This window comes from Bacillus sp. FSL R9-9530 (assembly GCF_038008145.1).
In the GTDB taxonomy this organism is placed as follows: domain Bacteria; phylum Bacillota; class Bacilli; order Bacillales; family Bacillaceae_G; genus Bacillus_A; species Bacillus_A mycoides.
Genome location: NZ_JBBOYO010000002.1, coordinates 215,269 through 237,296, shown reverse-complemented (window position 1 = coordinate 237,296; position 22,028 = coordinate 215,269). Strand labels below are relative to the sequence as shown.

The window sequence follows — 22,028 nt, the reverse complement described above, 5'->3', positions numbered from 1 at the left end:
GATGAAGTAACATATATAATATAGGAAACTCGTTTTATTCTATTTAAAGGAGTATTTTTAATGTTAGACATCATCCAATTTGATAACAGCCTTAAAGAAACCCTGGTAAGTAATTCGTTATTGCCACTTGATTCGAATTCACTATGGCGTTGTTTCGAAATCACTTTTAAATATAATGAGAATGAAAAGCATACGATAGGCCTACCATTAAGAAGAAAAATCGATGAATCTGTTCCTAAAAATAAGCGAGGATTATATGTATTTGTTGATCCTATTACCGAGGAAGCTTTGTATGTAGGTGAAGGTTGGATACGCGATAGATTGCATAGACATATTAAAAAGCTATACCTTTTAGAAGAAAAGACTAGCAGAGAGTTCTTCAAATCAATTCAAGGCGATGTTCGAATATACTGGACTGAATGCGTAGGTTATTATAGAAGAATCGCAATTGAAGGTGCTCTACAATGTGTACTCAAACCTCGTTATAGAAGAAATGATGATTAAATAAAAACTATATTTTATTCGATAGGAGAACAAAGAGATGGATGAAGAAAGCAAGCAACGATATAGATACGAATTTCCAACCCCACCCCCACTAAAAATGGACTTTGCTTCCGAATTTACCGAAACAAACAGAGTAATACAAGAAATGGTTCAAAAACTTGGAGAGGTGCAAAGGAGTATATGGGAATCAATTAGTGAATCATTATCTTCCTTACGTGATGTAGATTGGGAAGAAATTGAGCAACTACATAAAGAAGCAGCAGAATCATTAGCTCAAAAGGGTTGGACTATTCCAATGAATATGGCAACCAGCGATATAATTGAATTATCCGAAATCCAGGATCAAAACGAACTAGATCTTATATTTCAAGAGTTTTACAAAATCGAAGAGAACTATTTATATGTCAAATCTGCGGTTCTTGAACATAAACTAGCTCAAGAATGGAAAGAGCTTCTTATACAATGCTTTGATAACTATGAAAGAGAAAATTATTTAATTGCAATTCCCAATCTGTTTATTATTATAGAGAATATCGGCCATATTCTTATTTCCCCAAGGTTTCAAAAATATATTGATCCGAAGATTAAAAGAAAACCAGCCTTAAGAAATCAATATGATAAAGTAAAGCAAGAAATCGAAGATGATAGAACTTATATAATATATTATGTTTCTGTTGCAGAATTTTTCAAAAGTGTGTTTAAAGGTGGTAACTTTGATAAAAATTCAACTCGGTTGCCGATAATTAACCGAGATTGGGTATTACACGGACGTGATTATCCGAAGAATTGGAAACAAGTAGATGCTTTAAGGTTGTTTAACGCACTACAAACTATCGTAGAATTGGATTTCTTACTGGAAGGTCTAGAAAAAGAAGCAGCTGATGTAGAGTTGGTTAAATAATAATTATTTTTTATGCAAAGGGGTACAGATATGGACTTTATGAAATTATGGTTTGATCAACTGGATTCCTATATTGAAAGCAATATAAATAAATTAACTTGTAACGACTATTCTCAATTATATAAGTCTTTTTTAAGAATCCACAAAGAAAGATGCGGTACTTCACAAAACCTTACTGGAATTAGTGAGTATCTGGCTAATAGAATGTTTTTATATTTAATAGATAACAAAGAAGGTTTTACTCTTAAATCACAGGTTCGAGTAGAAGGAGTAGAAAGCTACAATATTCCTGACCTGTTAATTTATAAGAACAACGAAATATATACATTGGTTTCTGTGAAAGCTTTTAATGAATTAGGTAATAAAATGATTTATCAGGACTTACAACGAATTGATAATATTAGAGTAAATAATTTTAATTCAATTATGATTAACTTCCTTTCTCACAAATCTACCAATAAAAAGACTATGTATAAATATCAAAGAGAGAATCATAAGTTACTATTCCTGGAACACAACAATAATAGCTTGATTGAAGAAGTGAATGATTTTCTATTTTGCAGTTAAATAAAAGTTTAATTTTATTTAAAGGAGACGATTAACTTGGACAAATTAACAGAAAAAGTTTTAATGAAAAAGATCTTGAACAAAAAAATCAGCAATCAAAGAGCAGCATTGAAAAATGTCAGCTTCGTAAATGAAGAAGAAAAAATTAAATTAGAAAATAGTATCAAAAACCTTGAAGATAAACGTGATGCATTAAATGATTAATATAAAATAAGAGTTTTATTTAATAAGGAGGTAAACGTTCGATGTACAAGATTATTGATATTTTATCTATTACACAACCAGAGAAACCGGTTTATACTTACACAATTACGATACATACAGATGATCATATGCAACTCTTTACAAGTGTTGATTCTGAAGAAGCAGGTTTAGAAAATAAGATCCAAGAAGAGTTTGTCTCATTTATTGAAAATAATGAACATCAAGAATCTTTCTTATTACTAGATTCTGAGGCTATTAAACTCAAGAAAGTTGTTTACGTAAAAATAGATAGACGTACTTATCTGCCTTTTTAGGGAAATGTATATAAAATCTTAATTTATATAAAGGAGACAATGATATGAGAAATTTAATAGATGTAATTAATCAAATTTTAGAGGTTTCAACAAATAAAGAATTAAATGAAAAACTGGAGCAAATCAAATTTGATGCAGGATTTACAGCACCCGAACTAATGCGTATGAGATGGGATTTAACTCAAGTAACATTAAAAACATATATCTTAAATCCTCTTGAAAGTGATGAAACACTTAAGATTATTAGCATATTTACGACTAAATCAGAAGAAGAAGTTAGAAAAGAATTTCAAAAATAACTAGATTCGGGCAAGGAGTTATACATGGATTTTCAACAGAACATCAAGAAAATATTCTACAACAAACCATTCAATAGAGCAGCTGTACTCAATCACTTTAGAGACTTCGGATATAACGAGGTCTCTAATGAGTATAGAGAGGGTTATCACCGCTTTCTCTTTATGCAAAGTGGAAAGAAAAAGACCTTATTCATGAAAGCAAATAATAAAGGTATTGTTAAATATATAAAGATTCAAGAGGGGAGGCATCATATCCCTAAAACTGAATCCAAAACATTAAATAATCTAATTAAATTGATATTCATATATACGGTAATTGGTTTTGGATACTGGTGCATTTCTTACTTAGACTCTGATAGTCCTGGGAATGACGATAACCCTTATAATCAAGATTTTGATGGAGATGGTATCAAAGGAACCAAGAAAGATCATGAAATCTATCACAAATACTATAAATAAAGGAGGGAAGGTATAGATAGAAAACTTTTTAACAGTTCAGGAAATTATGAACCTAGTTAATGTAACTTTAATATATTTTAAAGTTACATTAGGAAGGAAGAGATTATAACTTCCCTTCCTTTATTATTATTATTATTTTATTAATGGTATATATTTTAAAATTTTCATATTCTTCGATGGTAAATAATCAAATTGAAGTAGTGATCTAGACCACTCAAGTTTAGCTTGTCTATACCGATCGTAATAATACTTTCGTTTTGCTTTCATTTCAACTTGAAATGCTTCTTGAATCTCATACGAATGTCTGCAATTAATATTATTCCTATTTGTCAATTTTTCGTAAGCACGTTTATTGCACAAAATATTAAACTGCTTCATAAAAGTGTTTTATTTGTTTATATACTATACCACACCTTTTATAATAGAAGTATTTGGAACATTATCGTAAATATGGAGGTCTTTTATGTATATATCTAATGTGAAAATTTTGAATTACAGAAGCTTTTCGGAGTTTAATGTAAGTTTGAATGAAGGCTTATCTATTATAATTGGAGAAAATAATGTGGGGAAATCCAATTTTTTAGAGGCTTTGAGTCTTATCTTTAATAGTAATTACTCCTTACGAAAACGAACATTGCAACAAGAGGATTTTTGGAATGGACTCAAGATTCAAGGTACTTGGCCAGAGATTACAATTGAGGCAACTTTAAATGGAATCGAAACAGAAAACGAGCTTGCTATTACAAGTAGATGGCTGACAAGAAATCCAGGTGAGGCAAAACTTACCTACAAGTACAAACCAAAGGAAAATATTTCGGTTTCAGCTCCTCTTGATGCTACCCCTATTAGCAAAATTCAGCTTCCCCTTCATGAGTACGAGTGGATAATTTATGGTGGGGAGCGTGAAACATTAGACACCTTTGATTTTAATATGCTATCCAAGTTTGGAGTCGAGTATGTAGGGGCTCTTAGAGATGCAAATGTTGAATTAAAAAAGTCCTCTGGTCAATTACAGAGAATCCTAAAAAATTTCGATCTTGGAGAAGAGGAGCTTCATAAGATTTCAGGAAAAATTGATGAGCTTAATGAGCAAATTATGCAAGGTAGAGAAATTCAGAAGGTACAGAGTGATATCAATGAACACCTTGGAAAAATTACAGGGACTATGAGACAGCAAGTGAAAATCCAAATGGGAGAAAGTGACTATGACGCTTTATTGAAAGATTTAAAGGTTCTAATCGGTTCAAATGAAGATAAAGTACATTCTGTTGATATGAATGGTCTTGGTTATAATAATTTGCTGTATATTAGCCTTTTGCTTACTCAATATACAGCCATTAAGGAAAAGCGAAATCAAAATCATGACTATGTGTTTCCACTTTTAATTGTTGAGGAACCGGAAGCTCATTTGCATAGTCATTTACAAAAGTTCTTAGCTAATTATTTCTTTAATCAGAAAGTCGTGGGCCAGGTTATTATGACAACCCATTCTTCACACGTTAGTTCTCATGCAGAACTGGATAGTTTAGTAGTGTTTTATAAGGGGAACAATAAAACATTATCTAAACGTATTGGAACAATTTTTGATACCAATAAAAAAGAGGAAAGTGATTATAAACGGTATTTAGAAAGATGGTTAGATGCTACCAAATCTGATATTTTCTTTGGTAGAAGGGTCTTATTAGTAGAAGGAATTGCAGAACGTCTATTAATACCGAAATTTTTCTCTATGCTACAAAAGGGATACGCGGGAGAAGATAAAACATTAGAAAGTGAAGGGATCTCTATTATTTCAGTAGATGGTGTAGCATTTAGGCCGTTTTTACAGTTATTTGGATCAAAGGGATTAGATATGAAGTGTGCTGTTTTGACTGATAGTGATCCAGAATCTGTTCCTGTAATAGACATGCATGGGGATGAAGTGATTGGAAGTGACGATAAGGTTGTAAAAGAGGCAGCTTATCCTACGAAATTTGGTGAGTTTCCAATCTGTTCAAGAACAGCTGGTTTAATTAATGATTTCAGCACATCCTCTAATATTTATATATCTAGTAATCTTAAAACATTTGAATATGATTTGATGATGGAAAATAATGCATCTTTCTTTCGTGAATTGATTCAAACATACGATATTGGAACAAAAGCAGAAAGGGAAAGAATTGTTACTTTGGACGGGCACGAATTTGCAAAAGAAGCCTATGAAGTTATTTCAAAGGAGAAGGGTCAATTCTCCCAGTTCATATTAGATGAATTGAATAAAGGGAAAGTTCTTCATATTCCAGCATATATCAAGCAGGTATTTAGTTTTCTTACGAATGAAGAGGAGGTAAGAAGTGATGGTTGATAATGATGATTTCCGGAGAAGTATAGCATGTGCTCCTCATACTGATTCAATTACTGTACAAGCTGGACCTGGAAGTGGTAAAACGACGTTATTGATAGAGCGGTTAAAATATATAATTGAAAATCGCATAAATGCTTTGTCCGGGATTGCATGTATTACTTATACCAATGCGGCTAAAGAAGAAATCATGATGCGACTACAAAATGAAGGGGTGCAGCTACCTAATGAGCTGTTTATAGGAACAATTCATTCATTTTTATTGGAGCATGTGATTAAACCCTATTCACACTTTAAGCATAAGGAAGGGATACCATATAAACTTGCTTCTGTGGGCTTTGCTAGGGGATATAAAGATTATATTGCTAATATGTTAGGACGCCCCCATTATCATATTAATGAGAGTATATTTAAAGCGTTCGAGAGCCTGGGCCGTGATGAAAAGGGAAATCCTTACTGCTATAGAAATAAGATTTCTCCTTCAGATGCATTGACATGGAAGAGCTTTATCAAAAATAAAGGGTACATAGATCAACAAGATGTGATTTATCTTTCTTATCTTATTTTAAAAAAGTATGGTCATATTCGAAATGCATTTAGTTCCCGCTTTAAATATATTCTTGTAGATGAGTATCAAGATGTTACTTATTATCAAGAGAAGTTATTTTCTTTGCTAGAACATTCTTCGTTCTTTTGCGTCGGGGATACAAATCAATCAATTTATAGCTTTACAGGAGCAAAGCCAGAAATATTTCAAGCAAAGTGGGACAATGAGAGTCACAGAAACTATATGTTAACCAATAATTTTCGTAGTACGCAACACATTGTCCAGTTTGCTAATTACAAAACAGAAATTGAGCAAACTGGAGCTGGTAACAATGCTACAAGAAAGCAAAAAGTGATATTTATAAAAGATATTAAAGAGGCTTCAGAGGCTATTCAATTGTTTCAAAGTATTTGTACAGATATAGAATGTGAGGAACAAAAGAAGCCATTTATGATTCTAGCTAGACGGAATGATTATGTGAAAAATATAAATAGTCTTTTAAAAAAACAAGAAGTGGAAGTAAGCCCTTTTTTTAAGAAATTAGCAAAAGAGCATTATCGTCGCTTTCAAATTTTGCAAAATTTCATATTGGCTATCTCATATAAGCGGAGAAATGAATTTGACAGAGCTGTTGAAAGAATGAGTGAAGCCTTCAGCTATTTATTTTTTAATGAACATCCTAATTATATTGCATTAGTTGAAATTGGATATAGTATGTTTATGTGGAAAAAATTACAGATCTTTACGCTTCAGTTTTTAGATAACCTGGTATTAACAGAAACATCGGTGGAAGAGCTGTTTGTAGTACTGAAAAAATTTCTGATGGAAGAATCAAAAAAACTGTATGGTAAATCTATAGGGAAGAAACTATATATGCTTAATTACAAATGGAAGAATCAAGTTAAAGCATCAAAGAATACCATGTTATCACATCTCATAGAGCAAGTAGAGCTGCAAGGGCACTTTTCTGAAAGTGAAGGCTCTGTTTTAAACATTCATGATGCAAAAGGTCAAGAAGCGGAATGTGTATTGGTAATGGCTGAATACGAATCTCAGCTTAAGGAGTGGCTTGGAAAAAATGGAGAAATAGAAGAAGCACGTGTAGGTTATGTGGCGTTTTCTAGAGCTAGAAAGTTATTATGTGTATGGGCTCCTTCCATTCAAGAAAGCAACTACATGCACCTACAACAACATGTTCAATTTGTAGATAAGACCTATGCCGCTGAAATGAAAAGTGTTTAAAGGATATAACTTTCTATAAGTTATGGTAATGGAATATGAAGTTTGGATAATTATTAAGACAGTGTTAATAAAATAGCTAATTACTTAACTAACTGTCTTTTTGGGCAGTTAGTTATATTTTCAAGTGATATTATCGCTCATATCAGTATTGTATTTTTGGAGATAATGGTTCACTAATTGGGATTCCATAAAAAGGACGAATTAAACTATTCAACAAACAAAACAGGGACACCATTTAGATTAGCGCTTAGTTATAAGCTATAAGTTATGGCACCGATGTGGTTAAGTTTAAAAAAATCCTCATTTTTGATAACAAACCCCCAAAAAAGAATTGGTAAATCATGTAAAATGGAACTATATCCATCAATCCAAACAAAAAACTCGAACTATTTGCGAACTGTTTACGGACAAATTGCGGACACCTGGCACAAAATAAATTGATACAATTTTATGTATACACAACAATCAATCCTGCTAATGTGTGATGAAGTTTAAATGCGTTGATTCAGAAAGCGGCTGTGCCGAAGATTCGTTTTCATGATTTACGTCATACACATGCTACACTACTACTAGCTAAGGGTGTGATTCTGAACGCTTGGGACACAGTAACATCAAAATCACACTAGACACCTATTTGCATGTATTACCAACGATGCAAGAAGATGCAATTAACAAAATAGAAGAGATTTTGTAGGGAATGTGACCAATTCTGTGACCACTGACTCTTTTGGAGTTGAGGATGAAAAATAAAAACCGCATCAAACATTAAATTGATACGGTTTCTACAACTATGACCCCGGAGAGGCTCGAACTCAAGACCTCCACCCTGTTAAGGTGGGGGTCTTTTTGATATATTAATCTTTCTTGTGTATTATAAACTCCCAAAACTTCTTTAATTCCTCTTGTTTTTGGGGAGAGGCACTTTTAATAGCTTTAAACCATTTCTCTAATTCTGTATCAGGTACTTCGGTACTATCATTTGCAATGAATCCTATCTCTTCTAATAAGGATTTAGTACTTATATTCATGGCGTTTGCTATTTTTTCTATTACTAATAGTGTTGGTTCTACCGGTTTTCCAGTTCTGGAATCTACGCCTTTTTCAAGTTTGTCTATATAAGTATGACTAACATCACATTTTTGAGCAAAATCGCGCAAGGATAGCTTATTTGTTAAACGATAATTTTTAATAATTTCACCAAGAGTTTTCTTCATGTGTAATCCTCCTAGTACAATTGTAAACAATAATTTACAAAAAGAAACAAAAATATAGAAAAAACTTGTAAAACATTGTTGACGATAAAGTAAACTATGGTTTACAATAGTTTTGTAATCAAATGAATACAAGAATAAAGGGGATTGGATAAATGAATAAGATAGCTGAGTTGAGGAAAGAAAAACTAATGTCACAAGAAACATTAGCAGGACTTGTGGGGCTATCCCGCACCTATATTTCCGAAATAGAGAATAATAAAAAACAACCTAACGTAAAGTTAGCTATAAAAATAGCGGAAAGTCTGGGAACAAATGTAGAATCTATTTTTGGACCTCCTTGTAAACTATAGTTTACAAAAAGGGGGTAGAGAATTTAATTACCATATATAGCAGTTTTATCAGATAGTCCAATTAATAGTAAAAAATAAAGAAGAGGAAGTGTTCAATTTGAATATGAAAACATTTGAAATGCGTGAAAAACGATTAGCAGAACTACTAGGTGCAAAAGTATTATGGGAATTTATAAGTGCTGTAACAGAGGAAATTGAAAAGCAGGAATTAGAATCTACACCAGGTTTGTTAGAAGATCTATTCATACATGTGAAAGAAACTATTCAAATTCAAAATATGAATCAACGCATAACAAAAGCCCCTGTACAAACAGAGGCTGATGGTATAAATAAAGATACATTATTTATGGAAGCGTATGTAGAATTAATTAATCATAAGTTTGTTATTTCTGAATTAGCTGTAGAGCTTTCATCTGTTCTAAAAGAATTAAATTGTTTTGTTCAATCATCTTTGCCACAGCTTCAAAGTGAGCTTGATTCTCAAGAACCTCAATCTGCTTCTCTTTAGAGAGTGATTGAAGTATTTCTTTTATTTCTTTACACTCGTATATGTTATACTCCGAGTCTTCAATTAATTTATTGCGACGATTGGTGTATTCAAGTGCACCTAAAGTCGCTAATGCGCGAGGATCTAATCCTAGAATTTCCATGTATTCCTCTCCTTTCCTCTACAATAATTCGATAGGGGGAAGGAGATTCCTTTAATGATTTAGTAGAGTCTTTATATAGCTATACAAATTGTTAATGATTAGTGGACATGTTATTTAGCAGGAATACAATAGAATTAGACTTAAAAGAGCTTCTTAAAAGGAAGAGAAGAAAGAGGAATTCAGTAATTCTCACTCTTTTTTTAAAATGGTAAATATGCCACGGTTGTTTCCTTTTATCATGAATTTTACATTAGATTCTTTAATGAAGATTAGATAGCTATAGGGTATGTAATATGAATAGATAAACGAATTGTAACCGTCAGTGTTATAGGGAATATCAAGGGGTTATCAGGTAATATGTTTTAAAGTGTTTAAGAGTGGGAATCTATGTATCACTCGTTACTTAAAAAGTAAAAGATTAGACATTAAAATAGGGAAAAGTATTTAAGTTACTTGTATAGATGAAATAATGGAGCATATGAAATTAAAGCATGATGAAACATGTTGAAATAAATAGAAGGGGATCTTTAGGTAGGTTAAGCAGAGAAATAAGGCATGCTGAGAAAGTGGCTATTGAATTCGAAGAAGTTAAAGTGTGAAAGGTGTCACTTATGTTAGAATTTCTATTACTAATTTACTCTATATAAAAAAAGCAGCTGCACAAAAGTACAGCTAGCCTTCTTCGTAAATTTATATAGCCTGAATGACAAATTGAGATTGAGGTATATATAGTAATTGAGCTGCTAAGGAAGTTGTTGTGTTAGCAAATGGGTATGCTTCCTTATAAGAAAAATTACTATACACTATTTCATTAATTTCCAAGGTAGTATACAGTTTTTTAAGGATTTTTTGAGAAATTTTATTTGTACAAGCAGCAATAAAATCAAAATCTCTTTTACTTATTTCTTGAATGGCATGTGAAAGAAGGGTAGTGACTACCCCGCTTCCCATCCAATCTGGATGAAAAGCGCCCATATCTAGATAGACCAATTTTTCTTTATCTAAATGAGAAAACTCAATAGATTCTGTCTCTAATGTATCTAAAAGTTGAAAAATAGGATCCATTTGTGGGCATAGTTCAGTCGCCTTATCTTTATCTATTAGTGGTTGGGTTACTTTTCTTGTTAAAAGAACCCCAACAATTTGAAAATTTTCAATTGCTACAAATGACATAGCTTGAGATACAGCTTGTTTTATCATTTCTTCGCACATTTTGTGAAAAGGAGCAAAGGGAATTTGTAAACTGCTTACAAGAGGTTCGTTATTCACAAAAGAATGTGCAAGTAAATGTGCTGCATCATTCACGTGTTGTGTATCTAGTAGCTCTATATTCATATGTTTTTCCTCTTTCCTGATATAGTGAATAGTAATTAATAGGATTGAAAATTTTATTTAATTTAGTTAAGTTTAATTATTAAAGCGCTAACAAATATGGTTATTAAACATATGAATAGATCTGCTTGGTGGCAATCGAAATATGTTTATAAAGAAATTCTACGATCTCATCTATACATTCAACAGTTGTATATGGAGAGATAGAAAAGAATTTTAATGTGGAAATCGGATTTCTATCACAACTGTTTATTACATCTACTACACAAGAACGAGTTGTATCGCCAAAAAATACTTGATCGCGATTTTTTCCTAGGTAATTAAATAGTTCTATATTTAATCGATTTTTATCCTCGATCTCTTCTTTTGTTGCAAGACCTATTCGTTCTTTTCCCCAATTTTCTTGGCCATCTCCATTCATATAGAAACGGAAAGTTGTAATTGGTCCATATGTAAAATCATTTGTGATTGCTACTTGAGGTAGGGCCTTGCGTAACTTCTCTCTAAATAATAGATTTACACGAATATAATTTGCTAATAATTTTTGATATCCTTCAATTCCAAAGGCTAATAGATTGATATACATCGGAATAGCACTACCAGCTCGTGAACATTCTAAGGTATAGCCTGTATGATAACTCCCATATGATCTATTACCAAGATAAGGTGTATCATCTTGTTCAATGTCCATCAGTTGTAAATCAGTATGATTTTTTACGATTAAAATACTTGAAGCATAAGGTGTTTGTCCTAATTTATGGAAATCGAAACATACACTATCTGCAAGGGACATATATTGCATTTTATCTTGTACGTATCGTAAGGCATTTTTCACATTAGGTTCAAATGAGAGTGGATTTTCTTCAAAACTATAATTATTAAAGAAACTATAGAATCCGCCCATTGCAGAATCAGCATGGATATAAATAGGTTTTAATTTATATTTTTTCTGTATTGTTTCAGCACTCTCTTTAATTTTTTTTATATCATCAATGGTAAATGTATCTGTTGACCCCATAGTAGCTAGAATATAAAGGGGGATACCGCCATTTTTAATAACTTGTATCATTTTATTCTCTAAATCTTCTATATCCATAGAATTTGTATAAGGATCAGTTTTCACTTTTATTAAGTGATTTGACCCAATGCCAGTTGCTTCAGCTGACTTTAATAAACTATAATGTGCATTTTCAGAAGCAAAGCAATATACATTTTGTGGAGCGCCATGTTCTTTTGCTGATGGGAATTGTTTTGAGATTGCTAAGCGCAAGCTCGAAAAAACGCATCCTTGTCCACCCCATGTTGTATAGCCACCGCTATTATGCGGATTATAACCAATTAGTTTTGAAAGCATGGATACAACTTTTACTTCTGCTTCAGCTGCTCCCGGACCATATACATCCCAAACACCATTCTCATTTAAAAGGGCCATGGTTATTACACCTAAAAGTGAAGGGATACTTGGTAGTGGTACAGCGTTAGACAAGTAATATTTATTTGGGTAAGGATGACCATTCATAAATTGATTTAGCTCTTCTATAACCTCAGACATAGTGATTCCAGCTAGTGGTATATGACTTTGTTGAATTAAGCTATTGTAGTATCCTTCTGATTTTTCCTCACATTTACCTAAAGTAGCTCGCTCTTCATTTTTTAATCGGTCAAGATTTTTAATTATTTTCTGCATAGATTCTAATAAAAGTTTTTGTTTTTCTTCATTTCCGTCAACGCTCGGAAATAGTTTTAAAATATCTTGCATGCAGTCACTTCTCCTTGTGAAAATCTGGATTTTTATTTTACTTGGTTAAACATAAGAGCATAAAAATTTGTAATTATCCTTTCGAATATTTAGAAATGAGGAGCTATTTAGAAAAAAATGTAATTCCGTAGAAGATTATATGAACTATGGAATTTAAAGTAAAGAAAAATTTTTTGATTTATTTTTAAAAAAGCAATTGTGAGATAATGAAGTTTCTAAAAATATATCTGAATTAATTGTTTATTTAATTTGCATGTTGTCCTAGCATGTATTCAACTAGTGTAGTAGATATTTTAATATAAAATAGAACTATTATAAGGTAGTTGAATATAAGGACTCAATATCAATATAAACTGCAGATATTGTCGAAAAAAAGATAGAAAGATTCTCAGGTGGAAGGTGCTAAATATATGTTTTAGTGGAGAAGAAGTAGCATGGATTTGGTAGTTAAATTAGCATAATTTTCATGGGAGAATACTAATCTAGTTAAAGCTTTTTAATGAATTCAATTTCATTATCTAATAATAATGGACGAGTTAAGTATGAAGAGTTTTCTTCAACCTGATTAGAATTTTTTGCACCAGGAATAGCAACTGAAACGGCTGGGTGACTTAAAACATAACGTAAGGCGATTTGCGCTAGACCTCGATTTGAGCGTACAAGTGAACGTAATTTCTCTACTTTGTTTAAGCTGTAGTAAACTAGCCTCAAACGCATCAATAATCTTTTGAGGATCTCCAAAAACTGCTGGTTGATTTTGGTCATAATGATGACCGATTAATCCACCCTTTGTAGAAAGAATGATATCCTGCCTGCTATTATTTATAGCTTTTGCAACGAGTGTTTCACTATGACCTAGTCCATAAACATCAGCAGTGTCAATAAAATTTACCCCTAGGTCAATTGCCTTTTCAATTGCATCAATTGATTCATTATCTTTTACTGCTCCCCATTCATCTCCACCAATTGCCCAAGAACCAAATCCTATCTCTGAAACTATTAATCCTGTGTTACCTAATAATCTATATTCCATTATGTACGGATTCCTCCTTTTCAGTTATGTTATTAGAAATATATATAGTGACCAGTTGGAATATTCTTGAATTTATTTTCGGGATATAAATTAGAGTATATATTTTAATAAATATATATGAGATTACTTTATAAAAAGTAATTGGAATTATTAGTAAAATGATTTTTTATGCTTAAATTGAATAAAAGTATGAACTTTCACGGTATAAATATAAATTTTATTCATAATTTTAATAACTATGCAATAAGTGAAATAAATGTTGAATTTAGTCGAAAGAAATACATTTACAAATCGTAGAATATGTACATATAGTTGTAACTGTAAATATTATCCGTTTTGAAATATTTATAAAAGGAGAAATTCATATGAAGAAAATACAAAAGCAATATGAAATTGTAGAAGAATTGGATGCAACAGTAGGGCAAGAAGCATTATGGATAGCTCATCAAATGGAATTAGAAAATGGAATGAACAATGAAGCTGCCCTAATAAAGCTAAAAGGAAATCTTCAAATAGAGACTCTAAAGAAAGCGCTTACTTTAATAGTGCAATCTCATCCAGCGCTACGTACACTATTTATTAAAAGGGACGAAAAAATTAAACAATTCATTCAAAAGAGTATAGATTTTGATATACCAATTAAGGATTTAACTGCTTTTAAAAACACAGAACAAAAATTTATTTTAAAAAAATTCTTAGACTCTATAGTGAATGAGAAATTTAATTTAGAAGAAGGGCCTTTGTTTAAATTCCACATCATTAAATTGTGTGAAGATGAATTTATTTTACATATGATTTTTCATCACATTATTTATGACGGATGTAGTTTAGGAGTTTTTATCCAACAATTGTCTCATACGTATTGTGAATTACTTCAAGAAAATACGGGTTTAGTATTAGAATCTCCTTATAAGAGCCTTGTAGAATTTGAGGAAGGTTTTATTGACAGTGCAATATATAGAGAAGGATCATCCTATTGGAAAGATTATTTACAAGGTGAATTACCTCCTACAGAGTTTCCTGCTACTATTAATAAAATGAATGAACCGAAATATACGAATGAAAATATAAGTAAGAATATTGATGCCGATCTATTTTATCAAATACAATGTTTTGCTAAAAGAAGTAACATAAGTGTCTATCGGGTTATGTTAAGTACTTATTGTGCCTTGCTTCATCAAATGACAAACGCTGAAGAAATTATTGTAGGTATTCCAATTAATACTAGACCACAAACGGAAGAAGGGAATGCTTTTGGTTATTTTGTTAATACATTACCAATACGTATAACAATAGAAAAGGGGGATACATTTAAGGGGATACTTAACAAGATGAACAAATCTGTTCATTTGGCTATTAAGTATAAACATAATCCATATTCACATATAGTAAAAGATTTAAATCTAAATAATAATACACATCATAATATGATATATTCAACAGCATTTAATACGGTAAGGATACCTCAATTGAAAATTCCAGATATTGAGTCCACAGTTTTAGCAGATTGTAAAAGAGTAAATCCTTTTAACATGACCTGGAGAATAATGAGATATGAAGGGGAAACAGAGAATAAAATTGAGGTTGACTATAATTCAGCGTTATATAAAGCAGAGAGTATTAGTGATTTAGTTGAAAGATATATATATTTGTTACAAAAACTAATGAAGAATGTAAATGAGCCTATCCATTCATTGGATTTACTTTTAAAAAAGGATCATCGTTTATACAAAGATATAAACTCAAATACTCTTGCATATCCTAATTCAAAAACACTAGATCAATTAATCGATCTACAAGCATTAAAATCGCCAAATCAAATAGCGATTTCAATGGGGGATAAATCGATTACCTATTATGACTTGCAGCAAAGGTCAAATCAAATTGCGAATTATTTACGTGAAAATGATATAAAAAAGGGACAGCGTGTAAGTATTACTATGGTGAGAGAGATTGATACAATTGTGTGGATTCTAGGCATACTAAAATCAGGTGGAGTTTATGTACCAATCGATCCAAAGTTTCCTGAAAAAAGAATAGAATATATATTAAAAGATAGTGAAAGTCAAATGATTATTACAAAGAAAGAATTCAGGGGATTAATTGAAAGTTTTGCGATTCATACAATTTATCTAGAGGATTTTCATTACGCTAATTCTATAGAAAATATTGTACCTACACATACCATAGAAGATACAGCGTATATTATCTACACGTCAGGTTCGACAGGTTTACCAAAAGGAGTAGGTGTACCACATAAAGGAGTAATTAATTTATCATATTCATTAATGAATCAATTTAATTTAGACAAAAATGATGTATTTTTACAATTTGCAACGATGATTTTTGATGCCTCCATTATGGAAATATTTCCGATTTTGTTATGCGGAGGGAGAATGCATTTAATTTCTGAAATCGAAAAACGTTCTGCAGAAGAATTTATAAATGTAATTAAAAAGAATGGTATTACATATGTTCTTTTACCAACTGCATTTTTTAAATTAATAGCTGATATGCCAAAAGAAATGTTACTTACATTAAATTCTTTAAAATGTGTATTTGTGGGAGGGGAAACCCTACCTGCTGAATCAGTTCGTAAATGGCAAAGTAAATTGGGGTTACAGATTCCAGTTCTTAACGCATATGGTCCTACTGAAGCTACCGTATGTACAACCATTTATGAAGTAAATCATGAGATACAAAAAGAAAGTTCTAATATCCCAATAGGTAAACCAATTGCTAATAGTAAAGTTTTCGTGGTCAGTCCGTTCAACACATTATGTCCGTCAGGAGTAGTAGGTGAGTTATTCATTGGTGGTGATGGGGTTGCCAAAGGATATATAAATCAAAAGAAAAAAACAGAAGAGGCATTTATTTCTTTTGGTAAATTCTATAATTATAATAAAAAAATATATTGTACTGGGGATTTAGTACGTCTTTTACCAAATGGAAACTTAGAATTTATCGGAAGGAAAGATAATCAAGTAAAACTACGAGGGTATCGAATTGAGCTTGATGAAATTGAAAGAGCATTATTTAAACACCCAGAGGTAAAAGATGCAGTAGTAGTAACTTATCAAAATGACAAAATCGCTAGCTTTTATTTATCAAAAAACAATACAGAGATAAAACAAGAGGACTTAAAAACATTCTTAAGTGAAAGTTTACCAGATTTTATGACTCCAAATTATGTATTTCACCTTAAAACATTTCCATTATCACCAAGTGGTAAGATTGATAGAAAAAAATTAGAATTACAAATCCCATCTTTACTTGAAAATATGAAGAATCAATATGTACCACCAATAAGTGAAACAGAAAAAAGGTTGGTAAAAACATGGTCAGAGATTTTAAATTTAGGGAAATATAGAATCAGCAGAGATGATGACTTTTTTAAACTTGGGGGACATTCATTAATTGCTGTGCAAGTGTTAAATCAAATTCAAAAAGAGTTTCATTTGAAAATAGAAATTAGAGATATTTTTGAGCATACAACAATTGCTAGTCTATCTGCTTACATTGATAAATTAATGGAAGTAAATACGGATAGAGAAGAACATGATATGCAAGTATTCAAGGTTGCAGATAAGGAATGTTATAAGTTATCCAGTGCTCAAAAAAGAATCTGGTTTTTAAATAAGTATAACGCTATTAATAGAGTATATGATACACAACTACACATAAATATTGAGCCAAGTTTAAAAAGGAATATTTTACAAGACGCCATAAGATTTTTAGTTGAACGACACGAGATGCTACGAACAGTGTTTATTGAAAAAAACGGGGAGCCTAGACAGGTCATATTAAAATCAATATCTATTGACCTTATTCACGATGATATTGAACACATAACTAAAAAGGAACAACAAGAATATATACGTAGAACAATAAATCAAACGGATCATACACCATTTGATTTGGAAAATGGACCACTTTTCCGGATTAGAATTTTTAATCTTGATAAGAAAAGATCCTATTTATATATCAATTTACACCATATTATTACCGATGAGTGGAGTGTAAGGAATTTATTAGATGAATTAATGAAGGTATATAATGCCTTTGCTAATCGAAGAAATCCTGAGTTACCAACTATTTCTAATCGATATGTGGATTATGTTGAGTGGGAACAGAAGCAGCTAAAATTAGGCCGGTGGGATACAGAAAAATCTTATTGGATGACCGAGCTTGCAGCGCCTCTTCCCCTACTAAATCTTCCGTTAGATTTTAGTAGGGATCGTCAAAGTACAAATAAAGGTAAAGTCTTTGAAATGAAGTTAGATAATAAAATGAAAGAGTCTTTGAAACAAGTATGTGAACAAGAGAATGTGTCTATGTATATGCTATTTTTGGCAGCATATATACAATTGTTACACTATCTAACGGATCAAAAAGATATTATTGTAGGTACACCGGTTGCCGGAAGGAATTATCAGGAATTTGAACAAATACAAGGATTTTTTGTAAATACTTTAGCTATTAGAACACAATTAAATGATGTGAAAAATTTAAAACAACTAGTACAAGTCGTTAAAGAAAAATGTTTGAATTCTTTCCAAAACCAATCGTACCCATTTGATAAAGTAATTGAGCAAATAAATCCTGATAGAAGTTTTGGAAATAACCCTATCTTTTCTACAATGTTTAGCTATCAGAAAGATATTTTGCAACAGCATGATGCGTACAAGCTTCAATTGTTACCTAATAAACAAGATGTTAGTAAGTTTGACATTTCTTTAGCTGTTGAAGAAGGATCGGATTATGTAGAGATTTCATTTGAGTATAATATTAGTCTTTTCAAGGAAGAGTCAATTAATAGGTTTACTCAAAATTTACTTAATATACTGGACGCATTTATTCATCAAAGAACAGTGGCATATGAGAATCTTTCATTCCTATCACTGGAAGAGGAATCTCTATATAGAAAGGTAAATCATACAGAAAGACCGTATCCTTATTTTCAAAATATACAGGAGCAATTCTATAAGCAAGTAGAAAGACAATCAAATAGGATTGCTATAGGTACAGAAACAGAGTCTTTAACATATAGACAATTAAATATGAATTCTAATCAAGTAGCTCAACATTTACTCGAAAAAGGTATAAAAACAGGTGACAAAGTAGCCATATTTTTAGATAGAAGTATCAATAGTATTGTCTCTATGATTGGAATATTAAAAGCTGGTGCTGCCTATATACCAATCGATGTAAAATACCCCGAGGATAGAATTAATTATATAGTAAGTGACAGCGAGGCATGTAGAATTATAACGAATTACAAATACAAAAATCATTTGAATTCAAGTAATTATAACGTTTCAATAATAGAGGATATATATCGTACGACAATAAATGATGATGTTAAAATTTTAAATAAACCAGATGACTTGGCATATGTAATTTATACTTCAGGGTCAACAGGCAAACCAAAAGGTACATTATTAACTCATAAAGGAGTATTAAATTTAGCTGAATGGAGAAATGAAGTATTTCATATTTCCCCAAATGATAAAGTAACACAGTTTTATTCCCATAGTTTTGATTCTTCTGTATCGGAAATTTTTTCTACCTTGTTAAATGGGGCGGAACTATATTTATTAAGTGATGAACAGCGCTATTCAACTGTCGCATATGCTCAGGCTATTCAAGAAATACAAGCAACTATTTCTGACTTACCCACAGTATTTTTTAATGAATTATCGACTTCATTAACTAAACTGGATAGCGAAAAGATACGTTCTTTAAGATTCATGATAATGGGAGGGGAAGCTGCATCCACAAATGCTATTAGGAGTTGGCAAAATACTTTTAAAAACCAAGTGCAACTGGTAAATGAGTATGGTCCTACTGAAGCAACTGTTTCAGCGATGTATTATTTCATACCTGTCTTAGAATGCGAAAATAACCTTTTAGGAAGTATACCGATTGGTATTCCAATTTCTAATACAAAGGTTCATATATTGAACTCATATATGCAACATTGTCCGGTAGGGGGCATGGGCGAATTATATATTGAGAGTTTAGGATTGGCCCAAGGGTATTGGAAACAGGAAGAGAAAACTAAACAGGCATTTATTTCAAATCCATTTTCAGAAGATAATAGTAAACGGGTATACCGAACAGGCGATTTAGCAAAGTGGTTACCAAATGGAAATATAGAATTTATGGGAAGAAAAGATAAACAGGTTAAAATTAGAGGGCATAGAATCGAATTAGGGGAAATAGAAGATGCAATATTACAATTTAAGGGGATAAGTCAGGCTGTTGTAACACAAACAAAAGATGGAATGCTATTGCAAGCTTACTATAAAACAGTGGACGGTATAGAAATAGAGAAAAATAAGTTAGCAATACATTTATCAAATGTATTGCCAGAATATATGATTCCTAAATATTACTCTCATGTATTAGAAATACCAATAACGGCTAATGGGAAAATTGATTTCGAAAAACTGCCAGAAATAGAGTTTGATAATGAGAAAAAGGATGATTGTATACTTAAGCCCCAAACTAAAGTGCAAAAAAACATTGCAAAAGTATGGTCTGAAGTTTTAAACATAAAATCTATTGGCTTAAAAGATGATTTCTTTAATTTAGGTGGGCATTCTTTAAAAGTTATGCCGGCATTAGTTAAATTAAAACCGTTATATCCTAACTTGAAAATTCAAGACTTCTTTAAGTATAGAACAATAGAAAAATTAGCCTCTCATATTGAAGAGATGGAAAATATGTCGTTAAAGAAAGAGAAAAATTTTAATGTAGCATGTATTGAAAATGAAACGAAAACGAATCCGGTTTATAAAAGAACTAAATTAGAAGAATGTGAGTTAGATATGGTGAATTATCCAAAAGCAGTTTTCCTTACAGGAGCAACAGGATATTTAGGCGCACATATTTTAGAACAATTATTACAGTTGCCATCTACGACTATTTACTGTTTAGTAAGAAAAAATGAGAATCAAGTAATTGATGAAAAGTTAAAAGAAAGAATGAGATTTTATTTTGGTAAAGAAATTCTTCAAAAGTTGGAGGAGAGAGTAGAATTAATTGAAGGAGATTTATCTTTGATAAATCTAGGTCTTGATCCAAAGAAAGTGGATCATTTAAAGAGTAACGTAGAGTCAATAATACATTGTGGTGGAGAAGTTAGACACTATGGAGAACGTGAGCATTTTCAAAAGGTAAATGTTCAGTCTACAAAATACTTATTGGAATTAGCTAAGAATACAAATGCACGCTTTCATTATATATCGACTTTAAGTGTGGTAGGACAGGCTGAAAGCGATCCAAAAGAATTTAAATTCTTTGAGTCTAATTTTGATAGAGGGCAAAATTTAGATAATGTATACTTAGAAAGTAAGTTTCAAGGCGAGAAAATGGTCAGAGAGGCAATGGAAAAAGGAGTTCGTGCTACTATATACCGTGTGGGAAATTTAGTGGGTAACTCTAAAACGGGTAAATTTCAATTCAATATTAATGAAAACGCTTTTTATAGATTATTGAAAGGTATATGCTTATCTAACATAGCACCTGAAATCAATACGTATGTAGATTTAACACCTGTGGACTATGGAAGTTTAGCCATTACTGAACTATCTTATAAGGCCAACACAGTAAATAAAACCATGCATATTTGTAATCCAACTCAGCTTAAATGGGACCAATTTATTAATAGTTTACAAGTTTTTGGATACGATTTAATGTTAATGAGGCAAGAAAAGTATATAGAGAAGTTTTTTAATACTAATCTAACTACTGATGAACAGAAAGCTTTAGAGCTCATAATGCCTTTATTAGAATCTGTAGAAGAGCTATCAGTAGCTATACCATCTTGTTTGTATACGCAAGGATATTTGAAGAATGTACATTGCTTAGAACCAAATCAAGAGTATATCAATTTGTTATTAAATTATGCCATGAGTATCGAGTTTTTACCAACCATTAAAGAACCAATATTGCTATAGAATATACTATCAATTTTGAACAGATTGGTCTATAAATATGAAGTTTTGAATGTTCGTTTACTTCTCCTTAACGTTTGGAAAATTAAAAAGAACTTGTAGTTTTATCTACAAGTTCTTTTCGATTAAAAGGTTTATACATTTAGTTGGTTGGATAATATTTCAATTCTTCATATTACTAACAGAAGAAATTAACTAAAACAAATAATTCTTTTCAATAAGAGAAAAAATACAGTTTTATATTAAGACCAAACCCATTGATCATCAGTTAATGTTTGAGATCATTAACTTTTTCGGGTGGCCATTTTTACGTAGATTGATATTAATGCTCAGGATAAATTCTTCTACATG

Annotated in this window: 16 protein-coding genes and 2 pseudogenes; 13 read left to right on the top strand and 5 right to left on the bottom strand. The window is 31.3% G+C overall.

The genetic code is table 11. The annotated features are described in order from the left end of the window. Positions 1-60 precede the first annotated feature (60 nt). The 7 genes from MKX66_RS28940 to MKX66_RS28910 are packed head-to-tail and all read left to right on the top strand — an operon-like array spanning position 61 to position 3,248. Positions 61-504: a hypothetical protein gene (locus MKX66_RS28940; protein ID WP_341087937.1), complete on the top strand. Its 444-nt coding sequence runs from the start codon at positions 61-63 to the stop codon at positions 502-504. Between the two features lie 37 nt (positions 505-541). Then, a complete protein-coding gene (locus tag MKX66_RS28935; protein ID WP_341087936.1) occupies positions 542-1,405 on the top strand; it encodes a hypothetical protein in 864 nt (287 codons plus the stop codon). 30 nt (positions 1,406-1,435) lie between these two features. Then, the gene (locus MKX66_RS28930; RefSeq protein WP_341087934.1) at positions 1,436-1,972 is read left to right on the top strand and encodes a hypothetical protein; all 537 of its coding nucleotides are present in this window, start codon (positions 1,436-1,438) and stop codon (positions 1,970-1,972) included. A gap of 36 nt (positions 1,973-2,008) precedes the next feature. Beyond that, on the top strand, positions 2,009-2,176 hold the full coding sequence (locus MKX66_RS28925; protein ID WP_327983285.1) for a hypothetical protein: 168 nt from the start codon (positions 2,009-2,011) through the stop codon (positions 2,174-2,176). Between the two features lie 41 nt (positions 2,177-2,217). After that, positions 2,218-2,490 (top strand): hypothetical protein, encoded by a 273-nt coding sequence (locus MKX66_RS28920; RefSeq protein ID WP_098316128.1) that lies wholly within the window; start codon positions 2,218-2,220, stop codon positions 2,488-2,490. A 44-nt stretch (positions 2,491-2,534) separates the two neighbouring features. After that, positions 2,535-2,789, top strand: a complete 255-nt coding sequence (locus MKX66_RS28915; protein WP_341087932.1) for a hypothetical protein — start codon at positions 2,535-2,537, stop codon at positions 2,787-2,789. A 24-nt stretch (positions 2,790-2,813) separates the two neighbouring features. After that, positions 2,814-3,248: a hypothetical protein gene (locus MKX66_RS28910; RefSeq protein WP_341087931.1), complete on the top strand. Its 435-nt coding sequence runs from the start codon at positions 2,814-2,816 to the stop codon at positions 3,246-3,248. 132 nt (positions 3,249-3,380) lie between these two features. Here MKX66_RS28910 and MKX66_RS28905 read toward each other — a convergent pair whose 3' ends face one another. After that, the gene (locus MKX66_RS28905) at positions 3,381-3,626 is read right to left on the bottom strand and encodes a hypothetical protein (protein ID WP_341087930.1); all 246 of its coding nucleotides are present in this window, start codon (positions 3,624-3,626) and stop codon (positions 3,381-3,383) included. An 85-nt stretch (positions 3,627-3,711) separates the two neighbouring features. Between MKX66_RS28905 and MKX66_RS28900 the strand changes: the two genes are divergently transcribed. From MKX66_RS28900 to MKX66_RS28890, 3 genes and pseudogenes are all read left to right on the top strand, one after another. After that, entirely contained in the window at positions 3,712-5,592 is a 1,881-nt protein-coding gene (locus MKX66_RS28900) for an ATP-dependent nuclease (RefSeq protein WP_341087929.1), read from the top strand. Further along, on the top strand, positions 5,585-7,378 hold the full coding sequence (locus MKX66_RS28895) for an ATP-dependent helicase (protein WP_341087928.1): 1,794 nt from the start codon (positions 5,585-5,587) through the stop codon (positions 7,376-7,378). Before MKX66_RS28900 ends, MKX66_RS28895 begins: the two co-directional genes overlap by 8 nt. Before the next feature lie 488 nt (positions 7,379-7,866). Beyond that, positions 7,867-8,072, top strand: a pseudogene (locus MKX66_RS28890) (tyrosine-type recombinase/integrase); the annotation flags it as partial. Positions 8,073-8,232: 160 nt separating this feature from the next. On the opposite strand, the gene MKX66_RS28885 reads toward MKX66_RS28890, so the two are convergent. Continuing rightward, a complete protein-coding gene (locus MKX66_RS28885; protein WP_097952583.1) occupies positions 8,233-8,592 on the bottom strand; it encodes a helix-turn-helix domain-containing protein in 360 nt (119 codons plus the stop codon). Between the two features lie 152 nt (positions 8,593-8,744). Between MKX66_RS28885 and MKX66_RS28880 the strand changes: the two genes are divergently transcribed. Both MKX66_RS28880 and MKX66_RS28875 read left to right on the top strand, forming a co-directional pair. After that, entirely contained in the window at positions 8,745-8,942 is a 198-nt protein-coding gene (locus MKX66_RS28880; protein ID WP_341087926.1) for a helix-turn-helix transcriptional regulator, read from the top strand. Positions 8,943-9,039: 97 nt separating this feature from the next. Further along, positions 9,040-9,450, top strand: coding sequence for a hypothetical protein (locus MKX66_RS28875; protein WP_098833162.1), 411 nt, complete (start codon positions 9,040-9,042; stop codon positions 9,448-9,450). 832 nt (positions 9,451-10,282) lie between these two features. Here the strand turns inward: MKX66_RS28875 and MKX66_RS28870 are convergent. The 3 genes and pseudogenes from MKX66_RS28870 to MKX66_RS28860 all read right to left on the bottom strand — a co-directional run bounded on the left by MKX66_RS28870 (position 10,283) and on the right by MKX66_RS28860 (position 13,716). Further along, the gene (locus tag MKX66_RS28870) at positions 10,283-10,927 is read right to left on the bottom strand and encodes a hypothetical protein (protein ID WP_341087925.1); all 645 of its coding nucleotides are present in this window, start codon (positions 10,925-10,927) and stop codon (positions 10,283-10,285) included. 103 nt (positions 10,928-11,030) lie between these two features. Next, a complete protein-coding gene (locus tag MKX66_RS28865; protein ID WP_341087924.1) occupies positions 11,031-12,683 on the bottom strand; it encodes a pyridoxal phosphate-dependent decarboxylase family protein in 1,653 nt (550 codons plus the stop codon). Between the two features lie 486 nt (positions 12,684-13,169). Continuing rightward, positions 13,170-13,716: pseudogene (locus MKX66_RS28860) on the bottom strand (aldo/keto reductase). A 365-nt stretch (positions 13,717-14,081) separates the two neighbouring features. Here MKX66_RS28860 and MKX66_RS28855 point away from each other — a divergent pair. Beyond that, positions 14,082-21,680, top strand: coding sequence for a non-ribosomal peptide synthetase (locus MKX66_RS28855; protein WP_341087923.1), 7,599 nt, complete (start codon positions 14,082-14,084; stop codon positions 21,678-21,680). Positions 21,681-22,028 lie beyond the last annotated feature (348 nt).

Bases quoted from the DNA above. Each gene is read 5' to 3' on its own strand.
- MKX66_RS28935 (WP_341087936.1), top strand. From the start codon at position 542: ATGGATGAAGAAAGCAAGCAACGATATAGATACGAATTTCCAACCCCA.
- MKX66_RS28880 (WP_341087926.1), top strand. From the start codon at position 8,745: ATGAATAAGATAGCTGAGTTGAGGAAAGAAAAACTAATGTCACAAGAA.
- MKX66_RS28930 (WP_341087934.1), top strand. From the start codon at position 1,436: ATGGACTTTATGAAATTATGGTTTGATCAACTGGATTCCTATATTGAA.
- MKX66_RS28855 (WP_341087923.1), top strand. From the start codon at position 14,082: ATGAAGAAAATACAAAAGCAATATGAAATTGTAGAAGAATTGGATGCA.
- MKX66_RS28905 (WP_341087930.1), bottom strand. From the start codon at position 3,626: ATGAAGCAGTTTAATATTTTGTGCAATAAACGTGCTTACGAAAAATTG.
- MKX66_RS28865 (WP_341087924.1), bottom strand. From the start codon at position 12,683: ATGCAAGATATTTTAAAACTATTTCCGAGCGTTGACGGAAATGAAGAA.
- MKX66_RS28885 (WP_097952583.1), bottom strand. From the start codon at position 8,592: ATGAAGAAAACTCTTGGTGAAATTATTAAAAATTATCGTTTAACAAAT.
- MKX66_RS28915 (WP_341087932.1), top strand. From the start codon at position 2,535: ATGAGAAATTTAATAGATGTAATTAATCAAATTTTAGAGGTTTCAACA.
- MKX66_RS28940 (WP_341087937.1), top strand. From the start codon at position 61: ATGTTAGACATCATCCAATTTGATAACAGCCTTAAAGAAACCCTGGTA.
- MKX66_RS28920 (WP_098316128.1), top strand. From the start codon at position 2,218: ATGTACAAGATTATTGATATTTTATCTATTACACAACCAGAGAAACCG.
- MKX66_RS28910 (WP_341087931.1), top strand. From the start codon at position 2,814: ATGGATTTTCAACAGAACATCAAGAAAATATTCTACAACAAACCATTC.
- MKX66_RS28900 (WP_341087929.1), top strand. From the start codon at position 3,712: ATGTATATATCTAATGTGAAAATTTTGAATTACAGAAGCTTTTCGGAG.
- MKX66_RS28870 (WP_341087925.1), bottom strand. From the start codon at position 10,927: ATGAATATAGAGCTACTAGATACACAACACGTGAATGATGCAGCACAT.
- MKX66_RS28895 (WP_341087928.1), top strand. From the start codon at position 5,585: ATGGTTGATAATGATGATTTCCGGAGAAGTATAGCATGTGCTCCTCAT.